Source organism: Stappia indica, assembly GCF_001696535.1.
In the GTDB taxonomy this organism is placed as follows: Bacteria; Pseudomonadota; Alphaproteobacteria; order Rhizobiales; family Stappiaceae; genus Stappia; species Stappia indica.
Genome location: NZ_MBQE01000002.1, coordinates 180,915 through 194,336 on the forward strand (window position 1 = coordinate 180,915; position 13,422 = coordinate 194,336).

13 protein-coding genes are annotated in these 13,422 nt (G+C 67.5%); all 13 read left to right on the forward strand.

Annotated features, from left to right (window positions below; genetic code table 11):
- Positions 1-18 precede the first annotated feature (18 nt).
- The 13 genes from ruvC to glmM all read left to right on the forward strand — a co-directional run bounded on the left by ruvC (position 19) and on the right by glmM (position 13,379).
- A complete protein-coding gene (gene ruvC / locus BBX35_RS08825) occupies positions 19-537 on the forward strand; it encodes a crossover junction endodeoxyribonuclease RuvC (RefSeq protein WP_067218737.1) in 519 nt (172 codons plus the stop codon).
- Between the two features lie 43 nt (positions 538-580).
- Complete coding sequence (gene ruvA, locus BBX35_RS08830; RefSeq protein WP_067218739.1) at positions 581-1,195, forward strand: Holliday junction branch migration protein RuvA; 615 nt, start codon at positions 581-583, stop codon at positions 1,193-1,195.
- Positions 1,192-2,238 carry a Holliday junction branch migration DNA helicase RuvB gene (gene ruvB, locus BBX35_RS08835; RefSeq protein ID WP_067218742.1) on the forward strand — a complete coding sequence of 349 codons (1,047 nt, stop codon included), beginning with the start codon at positions 1,192-1,194 and terminating at the stop codon, positions 2,236-2,238. Before ruvA ends, ruvB begins: the two co-directional genes overlap by 4 nt.
- On the forward strand, positions 2,225-2,698 hold the full coding sequence (gene ybgC, locus BBX35_RS08840; protein ID WP_067218743.1) for a tol-pal system-associated acyl-CoA thioesterase: 474 nt from the start codon (positions 2,225-2,227) through the stop codon (positions 2,696-2,698). The genes ruvB and ybgC overlap by 14 nt, the downstream gene beginning before the upstream one ends.
- A 238-nt stretch (positions 2,699-2,936) precedes the next feature.
- A complete protein-coding gene (gene tolQ / locus BBX35_RS08845) occupies positions 2,937-3,599 on the forward strand; it encodes a protein TolQ (RefSeq protein WP_425274569.1) in 663 nt (220 codons plus the stop codon).
- Positions 3,600-3,602: 3 nt separating this feature from the next.
- Positions 3,603-4,052, forward strand: a complete 450-nt coding sequence (gene tolR / locus BBX35_RS08850; RefSeq protein WP_067218749.1) for a protein TolR — start codon at positions 3,603-3,605, stop codon at positions 4,050-4,052.
- Positions 4,053-4,056: 4 nt separating this feature from the next.
- The gene (locus tag BBX35_RS08855; RefSeq protein ID WP_067218751.1) at positions 4,057-5,013 is read left to right on the forward strand and encodes a cell envelope biogenesis protein TolA; all 957 of its coding nucleotides are present in this window, start codon (positions 4,057-4,059) and stop codon (positions 5,011-5,013) included.
- A 151-nt stretch (positions 5,014-5,164) separates the two neighbouring features.
- On the forward strand, positions 5,165-6,520 hold the full coding sequence (gene tolB / locus BBX35_RS08860) for a Tol-Pal system beta propeller repeat protein TolB (protein WP_083206149.1): 1,356 nt from the start codon (positions 5,165-5,167) through the stop codon (positions 6,518-6,520).
- A gap of 141 nt (positions 6,521-6,661) precedes the next feature.
- Entirely contained in the window at positions 6,662-7,147 is a 486-nt protein-coding gene (gene pal, locus BBX35_RS08865; RefSeq protein ID WP_067218757.1) for a peptidoglycan-associated lipoprotein Pal, read from the forward strand.
- Positions 7,148-7,370: 223 nt separating this feature from the next.
- Positions 7,371-8,363 carry a tol-pal system protein YbgF gene (ybgF, locus tag BBX35_RS08870; RefSeq protein ID WP_208979804.1) on the forward strand — a complete coding sequence of 331 codons (993 nt, stop codon included), beginning with the start codon at positions 7,371-7,373 and terminating at the stop codon, positions 8,361-8,363.
- Positions 8,350-9,687 carry a tRNA lysidine(34) synthetase TilS gene (gene tilS / locus BBX35_RS08875; protein ID WP_171901414.1) on the forward strand — a complete coding sequence of 446 codons (1,338 nt, stop codon included), beginning with the start codon at positions 8,350-8,352 and terminating at the stop codon, positions 9,685-9,687. Before ybgF ends, tilS begins: the two co-directional genes overlap by 14 nt.
- Positions 9,688-9,816: 129 nt before the next feature.
- Positions 9,817-11,745, forward strand: a complete 1,929-nt coding sequence (gene ftsH / locus BBX35_RS08880; RefSeq protein ID WP_067218765.1) for an ATP-dependent zinc metalloprotease FtsH — start codon at positions 9,817-9,819, stop codon at positions 11,743-11,745.
- A 287-nt stretch (positions 11,746-12,032) separates the two neighbouring features.
- Positions 12,033-13,379 carry a phosphoglucosamine mutase gene (glmM, locus tag BBX35_RS08885; protein ID WP_067218767.1) on the forward strand — a complete coding sequence of 449 codons (1,347 nt, stop codon included), beginning with the start codon at positions 12,033-12,035 and terminating at the stop codon, positions 13,377-13,379.
- The last annotated feature ends 43 nt before the right edge of the window (positions 13,380-13,422 follow it).

Consider the following 13,422-nt stretch of genomic DNA (forward strand, 5'->3'; position numbering starts at 1 on the left):
GCGTTACCGATTTGTTCCATGGCACTCCCGATTCGCATACTCGGCATCGATCCCGGTCTCCGCCGCACCGGCTGGGGCGTGATCGTCGTGGAGGGAAACCGCATGACCTTCGCGGCCAGCGGCACGGTCGTTTCCGACAACCGCCTGCCGCTGTCGGATCGTCTGCGGCAGTTGCACGACGGGCTGCAGGAGGTCGTCGGGCAGCAGGCTCCGCACGAGGCGGCGGTCGAGCTGACCTTCGTCAACAAGGATGCGGGCGCGACGCTGAAGCTCGGCCAGGCGCGCGGTATCGCGCTGCTCGTGCCGGCGCTGAACGGCTTGGACGTGGCCGAGTATGCGCCGAACCTCGTCAAGAAGACGGTGGTGGGGACGGGGCACGCGGAAAAGGACCAGATCCGCATGATGGTGAAGGTCCTGATGCCGAAGGCGACGTTCAACTCGGACGATGCGGCCGATGCGCTGGCCATCGCCATCTGCCATGCCCAGCATCGGGTGACGCCGGCGGCGGCACGCATTGCCGAGAAGCTCGCGCGATGACTCTGTCTGCGAGAGCCGGGAAACAGGGAGCCGGGAGACGGGCATGATCGGCAAGCTGAAGGGTGTGGTCGACGAGATCGGCGACGATCACCTGATCCTCGACGTGCATGGCGTCGGCTATCTGGTCTTCGCGCCGGCGCGGGTGCTGCAGGGGCTGCCCGGACGCGGCGAGGCGGCGGTGCTGCATATCGAGACCCTGGTCCGCGAGGACCTGATCCGCCTCTACGGGTTCTCCAGCGCTTCGGAGAAGGCCTGGTTCCAGCTGCTGATGACCGTGCAGGGGGTGGGCGCCAAGGTGGCGCTTGCCGCCCTCGGCGTGATGAAGGCATCGGAACTCGCCAATGCGGTTGCGCTGGGCGATACGGCCCAGATCGCCCGGGCGCCGGGTATCGGCAAGCGGGTGGCCGAGCGCATCGTCACCGAGCTGAAGAGCAAGGCGCCTGCCTTTGCCAGTGTCGATGCGGGCACCATCGCGGCCTCGCAGCAGGCCTCTGCCGCCGTGCCGACGGCGGTCGGCGATGCGGTGTCTGCCCTCGTCAATCTCGGCTACCAGCAGGCGCAGGCGAGCGCCGCGGTGGCCGCTGCCGTCAAGAGCGCAGGCGAGGGGGCCGAGGCCGCCACGCTGATCCGCCTCGGCCTCAAGGAGCTTGCCAGATGAGCGAGGACGCCGGCCGTCTCGTCTCGCCCGAACTGCGCGGCGACGAGATCGACACGACGATGCGCCCGCAGGTGCTCGACGATTTCGTCGGCCAGGCGCAGGCGCGCGCCAATCTCAAGGTCTTCATCGGCGCCGCCAAGGCGCGGGGCGAATCGCTCGACCATGTGCTGTTCGTTGGGCCTCCGGGGCTCGGCAAGACGACGCTCGCCCAGATCATGGCGCGCGAGCTCGGCGTCAATTTCCGGGCGACCTCCGGTCCGGTCATCGCCAAGGCCGGTGATCTCGCCGCGCTGCTGACCAACCTGGAAGAGCGCGACGTGCTGTTCATCGACGAGATCCATCGTCTCAGCCCGGCCGTCGAAGAAGTGCTCTATCCGGCGATGGAGGACTTCCAGCTCGACCTGATCATCGGCGAGGGGCCGGCGGCGCGTTCGGTGAAGATCGATCTGGCGCGCTTCACCCTCGTTGCGGCAACGACGCGGCTCGGTCTCTTGACGACGCCGCTGCGCGACCGGTTCGGCATTCCGGTCCGCCTGCAATTCTACACCTCCGAGGAGCTGGAGCTGATCGTGCGCCGTGGTGCGCGCATTCTCGGCATCGGCATGAGCGACGACGGCGCGCGGGAGATCGCCCGGCGCGCGCGCGGCACGCCGCGCATCGCCGGCCGCCTGCTGCGGCGGGTGCGCGACTTTGCGGTGGTCGGCGGGCAGGAGACGGTCGATGCGGCGATTGCCGACCGGGCGCTGACCCAGCTGGAGGTGGACAGTGCCGGCCTCGACCAGCTCGACCGGCGTTACCTCAACCAGATCGCGCTGAAATTCGGCGGCGGTCCCGTCGGCATCGAGACCATCGCAGCTGCCCTGTCGGAGCCGCGCGATGCCATCGAGGAGATCGTCGAGCCCTACTTGATCCAGCAGGGTTACATCCAGCGCACGCCGCGCGGCCGCATCCTGACGCCACAGGCCTTCCAGCATCTCGGCCTTGCGGTGCCGCAGGGCTCCAACGTGCCGCAGCTCGGGCTGTTCACCGATGACGACGCGTGAGGATGCGCCGCGCTGGCCGGATCTTGCCGGCCGGCTGGAGGCCGGGCGCCATGTCCTGCCGGTGCGGGTCTATTACGAGGACACTGATTTCACTGGCGTGGTCTATCACGCCGCCTATCTGAAATTCGCCGAGCGGGGGCGCTCTGATTTCCTGCGCCTTTGCGGCATCCACCACAACGAGCTGGCGAGCGGAGCGCACGGCGAGCCGCTGGCCTTTGCCGTCCGCCACATGGAGATCGATTTCCATGCGCCGGCCCGCATCGACGACCTGCTCGAGGTCGCAACACACCTCAGGGAAGCGCGCGGCGCGCGCATCGTTCTCGCCCAGGAGGTCCGCCGCGAAGGGGTGCTTCTCTTCGCCGCGGCGGTGACGGTTGCCGTCATCTCGCCGGAAGGGCGCCCGCGCCGCCTGCCGGAGGCGCTCGCGGCGCGCCTTGCCGGCGACATCTCGCCGTCTTAACGGGACAGTAACCTTAACGCTGGCTTAATGCCGCAGGTTATCGGCGGAAACAGTCCCAGTTTCGCCAAAATCGCTCGTCATTGAGGCGGTCGATCAGCGGACAAACCGACTGGCCCGATCGATACGGGCAACCGGCAACCGATCCGGCATGTGCGCCAATGGTATCGGGCAAGAGGTCCTGAATTAGATGAATCCCGTGGAACTTGCACAAACGACCCTCGCGGCACCGCAGGGCGACATGTCTTTCTTCGCGCTGTTTCTTCAGGCGCATCTGGTCGTCAAGCTGGTGATGCTGGGCCTGGTCCTGGCATCGATCTGGTGCTGGGCGATCATCGTCGACAAGTGGCTGCTGTTCACGCGCACCAAGCGCCAGATGAACCGCTTCGAGACCGTTTTCTGGTCCGGCCAGTCGCTGGAAGAGCTGTACCGCACCCTTTCGGGGCGGGCGAACCATTCGATGGCGGCCCTGTTTATCGCCGCGATGCGCGAGTGGAAGCGTAGCCATGAAGGCGCGCGCCCGGCCATCGCCAGCCTGCGCCAGCGCATCGACCGGGTGATGGACGTGACCATCGCCCGCGAGGCGGAACGGCTGGAGGCGAGACTTCTGGTGCTGGCGACCGTGGGCTCGGCAGCGCCCTTCATCGGCCTGTTCGGCACGGTCTGGGGCATCATGACCAGCTTCCAGGCGATTGCCGCGTCCAAGAACACTAATCTGGCCGTGGTGGCGCCGGGCATCGCCGAGGCGCTGCTGGCGACCGCGCTCGGCCTGCTCGCGGCCATTCCGGCGGTGATTGCCTACAACAAGCTGTCGGCGGATGCGGGCAAGCTGTCCGCCCGCATGGAAGGCTTTGCCGACGAGTTCTCGGCCATCCTGTCGCGTCAGATCGACGAGAGGAGCTGATCCATGGGCATGCAGTCCGCCGGTGCGGCGCCCGAGGAGGCCGGCCGCCGCCGTCGCCGAAAGCGCCATCAGCCGATGAGCGAGATCAACGTCACGCCCTTCGTGGACGTGATGCTCGTGCTGCTGATCATCTTCATGGTCGCCGCGCCGCTGCTCACCGTCGGCGTGCCGCTCGACCTGCCGGAGACCCAGGCCAAGCCCCTGGAAGGGGCGACGGAGCCGATCACGATTTCGGTCGCTGCCGACGGGCGCATCTATATCCAGGATACGGAGATCGCCGCCGAGGAGGTGGTGCCGAAGCTGGAGGCGATTGCCCAGAACGGCTACGACGAGCGCATCTTCGTGCGCGGCGACCAGGACGCCGACTACGGCACCATCATGAAGGTGATGGGGCGCATCAACGCGGCCGGCTACAAGCGGCTCGGCCTCGTGACGCTCGAGGAGCAGCAGTAGGCACATGCGTGTCGGGCTCATCGCATCGACTGCGGGCCATCTGGCCGTGCTGCTTTGGGGAGTGATCTCGTTCCCCGATGCGAAGCCGTTCGACATCGGGCCGGTGGATACGCTGCCGGTCGATCTGGTTCCCGTCTCCGAGCTGACGCGCCTGCGCATCGGCGAGAAGACCGCCGAGGTGCGCGAAGTCGAGGCGACCCGGCCGACGGAGAAGCCCGTCGAGGAGCCGAAGGCGGAAGAAAAGCCGGCGCAGACCGAGGCAAAGCGGCCGAACCAGGCCGTGCCCGAGCCGACACCGGCCCCGGCTCCCGAGCCGACCCCGGCGCCCGAGCGGCCGACGCCGGAGCCTCCGGCGCCTCAGCCTGAGCCACCGGCGCCGCAGCCGGAGCCGCCGGCACCACGCGCGGAGCCCGAGCCGGCACCTGCCCCGACGCCCGAGCCCGAGAAGAAGGTGGCTGAAACGCCGCCGCCGCCGACCGTGCGCCCGCGGTCCAAGCCGACCCCGCCGCCGCAGCCGCGGCGCGAGCAGCCGCGCGAGAACTTCAATCCGAACGAGATCGCCGCGTTGCTCAACAAGGTGGAGCCTGCGGGCGGGTCGAGCTCGAATTCGACGCAGCCGGCCTCGCTGGGCAGCCGTCTCGGTCAGAGCGGCGTGACGATGAGCCAGTCGGAAATCGATGCGCTGCGCGGACAGATCTCGCGCTGCTGGAACCCGCCTGCGGGTGCGGCCGGCGCTGGCGACCTGACCGTGAAACTGAAATTCTCGCTGACCATCGGCGGCGAAATTGACAGCGAACCCTCGGTAATCAACTCCAGTTCCAACCCGACCTTCGGCATTGCGGCCGAGAGCGCCCGCCGGGCGGTTCTGCGCTGCGCGCCCTATTCGCTTCCCGCGGCGAAATACGATGCCTGGCGGGACGTGGAAATCGAGTTTGATCCGCGCGAACTGCTCGGCGGTTGACCATGGACCGGGACTTCTTGCAGGCCTCGCGGATTTGGCAAGATTCGCAAGGGACGCGAAAATGACGAATTCTCACGCAACGGATGGGCCGGACACCGGCGCCACCGCATTCGCGGTTCGCCGCGACACAAGGACCGACGGAGCCTAGAGTATGATCAGACAGGCATCTGCCAGCATTGCACGCTCCTGCTCGCGAATGGCCGCCCTGCTGCTTGCAGCGGTCGTTCTGAGCTTCGGACTGCTTCCGTCCGAGCGCGCGTCGGCAGCTTTGGAGATCGTCATCAACCAAGGCAACATCGAGCCGCTGCCCATCGCCCTTCCGGCCTTTTCGGGAGCTGGGGGCGAGGCGCAGCTGGCGTCGGAAATCACCGACGTGATCAAGGCCGATCTTGCCCGGTCCGGTCTCTTCCGGCCTCTCGACCCGGCCAGCTTCATCGAGACGGGCGTGAACGTGAACACGCCGCCGGAGTTCGGCTCCTGGCGCCCGATCGGCGCGCAGGCGCTGGTGGTCGGTGCGATCGAGCGGCAGTCGGACGGCCGTATCCGTGCCGAATTCCGCCTGTGGGACGTTTTCGCCGGCCAGCAGATGCTGGGCCAGCAGTTCTACACCACGGCCGACAACTGGCGGCGCATGGCGCATATCATCGCCGACGCGATCTATGAGCGGCTGACCGGCGAGAAGGGCTATTTCGATACCCGCATCGTCTACATCGACGAGACCGGCGCCAAGGACAAGCGCGTCAAGCGGCTGGCCATCATGGACCAGGACGGCGCCAACGTGCGTTACCTGACCAACGGCAGCGATCTGGTGCTGACGCCGCGCTTCTCGCCCTCGCGGCAGGAAGTGACCTACATGGCCTATGCCGGCACCGAGCCGCGCGTCTACCTGCTCAACATCGAGACGGGTCAGCGCGAGATGGTCGGCAACTTCCCGGGCATGACTTTCGCACCGCGCTTCTCGCCTGACGGCCAGCGGGTGGCGATGAGCCTGCAGCAGGGCGGCAATGCCAACATCTTCGAGATGGACCTGCGCTCGCGCCGCACCACGCGGCTGACCAACACGCCGGCCATCGACACCAGCCCGTCCTATTCGCCGGACGGCAGCCGGATCGTCTTCGAGTCCGACCGCGGCGGCACGCAGCAGCTCTACGTGATGGACGCCAATGGCGGCAATCCGCAGCGCATCAGCTTCGGACCGGGACGTTATTCGACGCCGGTCTGGTCGCCGCGCGGCGACCTGATCGCCTTCACGAAGATGAACCAGGGGCGCTTCATGATCGGCGTGATGCGGCCGGACGGCTCGGGCGAGCGCGTCCTGACCGAGGGCTATCACAACGAGGGGCCGGCCTGGTCGCCGAACGGCCGCGTGCTGGTGTTCTTCCGCGATACGCCGGGCGCCAATGGCGGGCCGCAGCTGTGGACCGTGGACCTGACCGGTTACAACGAGCAGCGCCTGCCGACGCCGGCCTTCGGTTCGGACCCGGCCTGGTCTCCCTTGCTGGAATAGGCAACCGCGCCTAAGCTGGGGGTCAGCCCCCAGCTTGAGCTGCGCAAGATTTCGTTAACCACGTTGATGAACGCGCGCTTAACCGGTTTCGCTGTAGAAGCGTTTACCCTGTCGGGGTGGTGGGGATCAGGAGTGAGTTTCATGATGAATTTCGGGATGCGAAGCCGCGGTGCGCGCATTGCCTCCGTTGTCGCCGGCGCGATGCTGCTGGCGGCCTGCGCGCAGACCAAGCCGGACGGGCTGACTGGCAACGTCCAGCCCGGCACCGGTCAGGACTTCGTGGTGAACGTCGGCGACCGCGTGTTCTTCGGCAACGACCAGACGACGCTGTCGCCGCAGGCGACCGCGACGCTGGACAAGCAGGCACAGTGGCTGAACAGCTACAGCCGCTACACCGTGACCATCGAGGGTCATGCGGACGAGCGCGGCACGCGCCAGTACAACATCGCTCTTGGCGCAAGGCGCGCGGATGCGGTGCGCAACTACCTGGTCGCGCGCGGCATTCCGGGCAACCGCATCAAGACGGTGTCCTATGGCAAGGAGCGCCCGGTCGCAGTTTGCAACGACGAGAGCTGCTGGACGCAGAACCGTCGTGCGGTGACCGTGCTCGACAACGCCGGAAGCTGAGCGGCCTACCAGCCGTATCGGTAACGATCTGCCTTCGGGGCGGCCGGACGGGACACCGTCGCGGCCGCCCTTGCGTTTGTGCTCCGGGCGAGGCGCGCGGCCAGCGCCAACGTCAAAATTTGGCCGAAGTCGCAGCGCCCTGTGCTATTGCGTTCAGGCGAATGGCCGGGCACTCGCCCCGCCGTCGCACGGGCGGAGGACAGGCATGAAGCGATTGAAACCCATGGCTTTCAGAATTCTACCCGGCGTGTTTGCGCTGGTGATGCTGCTTGCGGTGCCGCAAGGGGCGTCGGCGCAGCTTTTCGGCTCCCGCAACGACAGCGATGCTGCGGTGCGGATCAACCAGGTCGAGGAGCAGATGCGCAACCTCACCGGCCAGATCGAGCAGCTCAACTACCAGATCCGCCAGCTGCAGGAGCAGCTCCAGCGGATGCAGGAAGACAACGAGTATCGCTTCCAGCAGCTGGAACAGGGCGGCCGCAAGCGGTCGGACGCGGCGCCGGCTCAGCCTTCTGGCCAACCCTCCGGTCAGCCCGGCGATCTCGCCGGTCTCCAGGGCGGCGAGAGCTACGGCCCGGCGTCCGGCACGCTCGGCCAGCTGCCTGCGGACGGGTCGGGCGATGCCGAGTTCGGTGCCGAGGGCGGCTATTCCCAGGATGGCTCCGGCTCGCTCGGAACCGGGCCGCTCGACCTGTCGGCGCTGGCGCGCGGCCAGGGCGGCGCGGGCGGCTACGCAACCGGCGGAGGGCAGGGCGACCTGCCCCCCGGCGTTTCCGGTGGCCAGCAGCAGCAGGACTCGTTCGGCATGGCGTCGGCCCCTTCGTCCGGCAGCTCGCCGCGTGCGTCCTACGACAGCGCTTACTCGATGATCATGGCCGGCGACTATTCCGGCGCCGAAGCCGGCTTCAAGGACTTTCTGCAGCAGCATCCCAACGATCCGCTGGCGGCCAATGCGCAGTTCTGGCTGGGCGAGAGCCTCTATGCCCGCAAGCAGTACCGCGATGCGGCCGATGCGTTCCTGAAGAGCTATACCGACTATCCCGACAGTTCCAAGGTGACCGATAGCCTGCTGAAGCTCGGCCTGTCGCTCAAGGGCATCGGCCAGAAGGACGCCGCCTGCGCCACCTTCAGCGAACTGTTGACCAAGTATCCGGGCGCGCCGACCTCGATCCGTGCCGAAGCCCAGGCCCAGCAGCAGAGCGGTGGCTGCGTCTGACCGCGTGCGGCCCGTCTGCGAGACGCAGGCCGACGCCCTCCTTGCTCTGCTGATCCCGTTTCGCCGCCTCGCGCTTGCCGTGTCGGGCGGCCCGGATTCCACGGCTCTGCTGCTGCTTGTCGCCGCCTGGCGCGCGCGCAGGACCGATGCTCCCGAAATTCACGTTCTGACCGTCGATCACGGTCTGCGCCCGGAAGCCGCCGAGGAGGCGCGCGCCGTTGCCGCCCTCTCCGAGCGGCTGGGCTTTCCCTGCCGGATCCTGACGTCGACCGCGCCCAAGCCCGCGGCCAACCGACAGGCTGCGGCACGCGACCTGCGCCAGGGGCTGCTGCTGGCAGCCTGCGCGGAGCTTGGCGCCGACGCGCTGGTGCTGGCCCACCATCTGGACGACCAGGCCGAAACCTTTCTGCTGCGCCTTGCCCGAGGCAGCGGCGTCTACGGCCTTGCCGCGATGTCCGCTCGGGGCGTCTGGCAGGATGATGCGGGAACCTGCGTGGCTGTGCTGCGGCCCTTGCTGGCGATCTCCAAGGCAAGCCTGATCGCCACATGCGAGGCTGCCGGCGAGACCTTCGCCGAAGACCCCTCCAATGAGGACCCTGCCTATGCGCGAACGCGGCTGCGTGGCTTGATGCCGGCGCTGGCGCGCGAGGGCCTCGATGCCGAGACGCTCGCTGCGACGGCAGCGCGTCTGGCCTCGGCGGCGGCGGTCGTCGACGCGCAGGTCGATGCGGTGCTGGCGTCCGCGGCCGTTTTTCATCCGGCGGGCCCCGCGCGGGTCTCCGTCGCGGCGCTGGCCCGCCTGCCGCGCGAAACGCTGCTGCGCCTCCTTGCAAGGTTGCTTGCGGATGTCGGCGGGGAGACCTATCCGCCGCGCCTGGTGCGGCTGGAAGGGCTGGTGGAGCGGCTCGCGGAAAGCGATCGCGTTCAGGTGACGCTTTCGGGAGTGGTGGCGCGCCGGCGCGATGGCGAGATCGTCTTCTGGCGCGAGCCGGGGCGGACCGGGCTGGCGCCTGCGGACTTGAACGGACCCGGCCGGGTTGTCTTCGACCGTCGCTTCCTGCTGGAGGCAGAGTGCGGCGGTTATTTTCGCATCGTGCCGCTGGGCCGGCTTTCGGACCACGGGTTCGACCGCAAGGCGGCTGGAGACTGGCCGTCGCAGGCCTTTGCCGGGGCTCCTTTGCTGCTGGGGCCCGGCGATGCGTCCTATTGTCCCGGTCTTGCCGGGGAAGCGCCTGCGGGCGTCCGGTTGGTCCCGATCGCACGACGGGAAAGCCTGTGGCGCCCGGAACTTGGGGCGAATCCCTTCGGCCGGGGAGAAATTTAAGAAAAATGAGACCTGTTTCGTGCGAATCTCCTTCGTCGCCTTGGCAGTCCGGTCGCGCGGACCTATCTTGGCTCTGAAGGACTTCTTTCCAGCGCAGACCGCCGCCTCGTCGCGGTGAAGGAACCGCTCATGAACGCCAATTTTCGCAATTTTGCCCTCTGGGTGATCATCGGCCTGTTGCTGATCGCCCTGTTCCAGCTCTTCCAGAGCCCGGGACAGCGCACGGTGTCGAACGACATTCCCTTCTCGCAGTTCCTGAATCAGGCCGAGCAGGGCGACGTGCGCGAGGTGACGATCCAGGGTCAGCAGATCATCGGCACCTACAACAGCGGCGGCTCGTTCCAGTCCTATGCGCCCGAGTCGGCCGGCGAGTATGTCGAGATGCTGCGCTCCAAGGACGTGCGGATCATCGCCCGTCCGCCGCAGGAGAGCTTCTCCCTGCTCGGCGCGCTGATCTCCTGGTTCCCGATGCTGATCATTCTCGGCATCTGGATCTTCGTGATGCGCCAGATGCAGGGCTCGGGCGGCAAGGCGATGGGCTTCGGCAAGTCCAAGGCCAAGCTGCTGACCGAGGCCCATGGCCGTGTCACCTTCGAGGACGTCGCCGGCATCGACGAGGCCAAGGAAGACCTGCAGGAGATCGTCGAGTTCCTCCGCGATCCGCAGAAGTTCCAGCGCCTGGGCGGCCGCATCCCGCGCGGCGTGCTGCTGGTCGGCCCTCCGGGCACCGGCAAGACGCTGACCGCGCGTGCCGTCGCCGGCGAAGCGAATGTGCCGTTCTTTACGATCTCGGGTTCCGACTTCGTCGAGATGTTCGTCGGCGTCGGCGCGAGCCGTGTCCGCGACATGTTCGAGCAGGCGAAGAAGAACGCACCCTGCATCATCTTCATCGACGAGATCGACGCGGTCGGCCGCCATCGTGGTGCCGGCCTTGGCGGCGGCAACGACGAGCGCGAGCAGACGCTGAACCAGCTGCTCGTGGAGATGGACGGCTTCGAGCCGAACGAGGGCGTCATCATCATCGCCGCGACCAACCGTCCGGACGTGCTCGACCCCGCGCTGCTGCGCCCGGGCCGTTTCGACCGGCAGATCGTCGTGCCGAACCCGGATGTCACGGGCCGCGAGAAGATCCTCAAGGTCCACATGCGCAAGGTGCCGCTGGCGCCGGACGTCAATGTCCGCACGCTGGCGCGCGGTACTCCGGGCTTCTCCGGTGCGGATCTGATGAACCTCGTCAACGAGGCAGCACTGCTTGCGGCTCGCCGCGGCAAGCGGCTTGTCACCATGGCCGAGTTCGAGGACGCCAAGGACAAGGTCATGATGGGTGCGGAGCGCCGCACGCTGGTCATGACCGAGGAAGAGAAGAAGCTCACGGCCTATCATGAGGCGGGCCACGCCCTGGTGGCGCTGCACATGCCGGCCTCCGATCCGATCCACAAGGCGACGATCATCCCGCGCGGACGTGCGCTCGGCATGGTCATGCGCCTGCCGGAAAAGGACCAGGTCTCGCTGACCCGCGCCAAGTGCAAGGCCGACCTTGCCGTGGCGATGGGCGGCCGTGTCGCCGAGGAGATGATCTTCGGCTACGAGAAGGTGACCTCCGGCGCTTCGGGCGACATCCAGATGGCGACGCGCCTCGCACGTGCCATGGCGACCCAGTTCGGCATGTCCGACAAGCTGGGCCCGCTGCTCTATGGCGAGAATCAGGAGGAGGTCTTCCTCGGCCACTCCGTCGCCAAGAGCCAGCATGTGTCGGAAGACACCCAGCGGATCGTCGATGCGGAGATCAAGTCCTTCGTCAACACCGGCTACGAGACCGCTCAGCGCGTCCTGTCGGAGCACGAAGAGCAGCTCCACATCATCGCCAACGGCCTGCTCGAATACGAGACGCTGTCGGGCGACGAGATCCGCGATCTGCTCGACGGCAAGCCGCCGGTGCGCGAGACGGACGACGACCAGCCGACGGCGCGCGCCTCGGCGGTGCCGAAGACCGGCGCCAAGCGCCGCGGCGAGGGCGATGCCCCGACGGGTGGCATGGAGCCCCAGCCGCAGGGCTGAGCGGTCTCTTGAAAGATCGAGTAAACGGCCCGGCAGGCGACTGCCGGGCCGTTTCCGTTCCGGCGGGCGGGCTCTTGCCTGTAACGAACGAAAACAAATTTTGAACTCCTTTGTGGCAGCTTGGTGCTACATGGAGGGGCCGTCGGCGAGGCAGGAACGCCTGCCGGCGCGCGACAGGCGAGACCGGCACAAGGGCCGGGTGCAGCTGCAGCAGCGGGTCACGGCCCGCCGTGTGGCCGCACGGACGCCGGTCCGGCAGGCCTCCCGCCGCAGAAGACAGGGTCGACATGACGCGCAAGTATTTCGGAACCGACGGCATTCGCGGCACGGCCAATCGTGCGCCGATGACGCCGGATATCGCCCTCAAGGTCGGCATGGCCGCCGGTTTGTCCTTCCGCAACGGCGTTCATCGCCACCGGGTGGTGATCGGCAAGGACACGCGCCTGTCCGGCTACATGATCGAGAACGCGCTGGTCGCCGGCTTCACCGCCGTGGGGCTCGACGTGCTGCTGCTCGGGCCGATGCCGACGCCGGCCGTGGCGATGCTGACGCGCTCGGTGCGCGCCGATCTCGGCGTGATGATCTCCGCCTCGCACAATCCCTATCAGGACAACGGCATCAAGTTCTTCGGCCCCGACGGCTACAAGCTGTCGGACGATGCGGAGAAGGAGATCGAACGACTGATCGATCAGGACCTGTCGCGTCAGTTGGCCTCGCCGTCCGAACTCGGCCGGGCCAAGCGCATCGATGGCATGCGCGACCGCTATGTGGAATTCGCCAAGCGCACCTTGCCGCGCGAGATGAGCCTGGCCGGCCTGAGGATCGTCGTCGACTGCGCCAATGGCGCCGCCTACAAGGTCGCCCCCGAGGTTCTCTGGGAACTCGGTGCCGAAGTGATCGCCATCGGCGTCGATCCGGACGGCTACAACATCAACCTGAAATGCGGCTCGACCGACACCGATGCCCTGTGCCGCAAGGTGCATGAGGTGAGGGCGGATATCGGCATCGCGCTCGATGGCGATGCGGACCGGGTGATCATCGTCGACGAGAACGGCAAGGTGGTCGACGGCGATCAGCTGATGGCGGTTGTCGCCCAGTCCTGGCTCGAGGACGGGCGCCTGGCGGCCTCCGGCATCGTTGCGACGGTGATGTCCAATCTCGGCCTGGAGCGCTATCTCGGCGGCCTCGGCCTGACGCTGGCGCGCACCAAGGTCGGCGACCGCTACGTGGTCGAGCACATGCGCCAGCACGGCTACAACGTGGGCGGCGAGCAGTCCGGCCACATCGTCCTGTCCGACTTCGCCACCACCGGCGACGGCCTTGTCGCGGCGTTGCAGGTGCTGGCCTGCGTGTCCAAGCTCGGCCGGCCGGTCTCCGAGGTCTGCCGCCGGTTCGATCCGGTGCCGCAGATCCTGCGCAACGTGCGTTATTCCGGTGCCACGCCGCTCGACGATCCCAGCGTGCAGGCGGCGATCGAGGACGGCCGCAAGACGCTCGGCAACAGCGGACGCCTGCTGATCCGTGCATCGGGCACCGAGCCGCTGATCCGCGTCATGGGCGAGGCGGACAATGAGGACGTCCTGACCGGTGTGGTCGACCGGATCGCGGAGGCGGTGGCGCGCGCAGCCGCCTGATCCCCTCCCTTCGCACGCTTCATTCGAGGGGCCGTCTTCCCGA

Excerpts from the sequence above, each read along its gene's own strand:
- pal (WP_067218757.1), top strand. The coding sequence starts at position 6,662 with ATGATGAATTTCGGGATGCGAAGCCGCGGTGCGCGCATTGCCTCCGTT.
- tolB (WP_083206149.1), top strand. The coding sequence starts at position 5,165 with ATGATCAGACAGGCATCTGCCAGCATTGCACGCTCCTGCTCGCGAATG.
- ybgC (WP_067218743.1), top strand. The coding sequence starts at position 2,225 with ATGACGACGCGTGAGGATGCGCCGCGCTGGCCGGATCTTGCCGGCCGG.
- tolQ (WP_425274569.1), top strand. The coding sequence starts at position 2,937 with ATGTCTTTCTTCGCGCTGTTTCTTCAGGCGCATCTGGTCGTCAAGCTG.
- BBX35_RS08855 (WP_067218751.1), top strand. The coding sequence starts at position 4,057 with ATGCGTGTCGGGCTCATCGCATCGACTGCGGGCCATCTGGCCGTGCTG.
- tolR (WP_067218749.1), top strand. The coding sequence starts at position 3,603 with ATGGGCATGCAGTCCGCCGGTGCGGCGCCCGAGGAGGCCGGCCGCCGC.
- ruvB (WP_067218742.1), top strand. The coding sequence starts at position 1,192 with ATGAGCGAGGACGCCGGCCGTCTCGTCTCGCCCGAACTGCGCGGCGAC.
- ftsH (WP_067218765.1), top strand. The coding sequence starts at position 9,817 with ATGAACGCCAATTTTCGCAATTTTGCCCTCTGGGTGATCATCGGCCTG.
- ruvA (WP_067218739.1), top strand. The coding sequence starts at position 581 with ATGATCGGCAAGCTGAAGGGTGTGGTCGACGAGATCGGCGACGATCAC.
- ruvC (WP_067218737.1), top strand. The coding sequence starts at position 19 with ATGGCACTCCCGATTCGCATACTCGGCATCGATCCCGGTCTCCGCCGC.
- glmM (WP_067218767.1), top strand. The coding sequence starts at position 12,033 with ATGACGCGCAAGTATTTCGGAACCGACGGCATTCGCGGCACGGCCAAT.
- ybgF (WP_208979804.1), top strand. The coding sequence starts at position 7,371 with ATGGCTTTCAGAATTCTACCCGGCGTGTTTGCGCTGGTGATGCTGCTT.